The 1131-nt window shown below is 67.2% G+C and carries 1 protein-coding gene; it reads right to left on the minus strand.

The annotated features are described in order from the left end of the window. A partial coding sequence (ilvA, locus tag C5O79_RS37860) for a threonine ammonia-lyase, biosynthetic (RefSeq protein ID WP_131932308.1) occupies positions 1 to 1131 on the minus strand: 1131 nt, incomplete at both ends.

Raw genomic sequence — 1131 nt, forward strand, 5'->3', positions numbered from 1 at the left:
CAGGAAGCGTTCGAATTCGGCGCGATCGGCCGGCGGCACCTGCAGCCCGACGAGGATCGAGCTGTAGTCCGCGCCCTGGTTACGGTAGTGGAACAGGCTGATGTTCCAGTCCGGCGCCATCGACGACAGGAACTTCATCAGCGCGCCCGGCCGTTCCGGGAATTCGAAGCGGAACAGGCGCTCGTCGAGCGCGAGCGGCGAACGGCCGCCGACCATGTAGCGGATGTGTTCCTTCGACAGCTCGTCGTGCGTCAGGTCGACGGTCCGGAAGCCGTGCGATTCGAAATTCGCGGCGATCTCGGCCGATTCGCCGCGGCGCTTGATCTGCACGCCGACGAAGATGTGCGCGGCCTGCGCATCGGCGATCCGGTAGTTGAACTCGGTGACGTTGCGGTCGCCGACGAGCGAGCAGAAGCGCTTGAAGCTGCCGCGCTCCTCGGGGATCGTGACCGCGAACACGGCTTCGCGCGCTTCACCCACTTCCGCGCGCTCGGCGACGAAGCGCATCCGGTCGAAGTTCATGTTCGCGCCGGACGTGACCGCGACGAGCGTCTGGTTCTCGATGCCTTCGCGTTCCGTGTAGAGCTTCGCGCCCGCGACCGCGAGCGCGCCGGACGGCTCGAGCACGCTGCGCGTATCCTGAAAGACGTCCTTGATCGCCGCGCACAGTGCGTCGGTGTTCACCGTCACGACGCCGTCGAGGTATTCGCTGCAGAGCCGGAAGGTTTCTTCGCCGACCAGCTTCACGGCGGTGCCGTCCGCGAACAGGCCGACCTCGCTCAGCTCGACACGCTTGCCGGCTTCCAGCGATTGCGCCATCGCGCACGAATCCTCGGCCTGCACGCCGATCACCTTGATCTCCGGGCGCACCGCCTTCACGTAGGCCGCGACGCCGGACGCGAGCCCGCCGCCGCCGATCGGCACGAAGATCGCGTGGATCGGGCCCTGGTGCTGGCGGAGGATTTCCATCGCGATCGTGCCCTGGCCGGCGATCACGTACGGATCGTCGAACGGATGGACGAACGTGAGACCGCGCTCTTCCTGCACCTTGACCGCGTGTGCATACGCGTCGCTGTACGACTCGCCGGCCTGGATCACCTCGACGCTCGGGCCGCCGTGCGCACGCACCGC

Origin of the sequence: Burkholderia sp. SRS-25 (genome assembly GCF_004343765.1) — a bacterium.
Lineage (GTDB): Bacteria > Pseudomonadota > Gammaproteobacteria > Burkholderiales > Burkholderiaceae > Burkholderia > Burkholderia contaminans.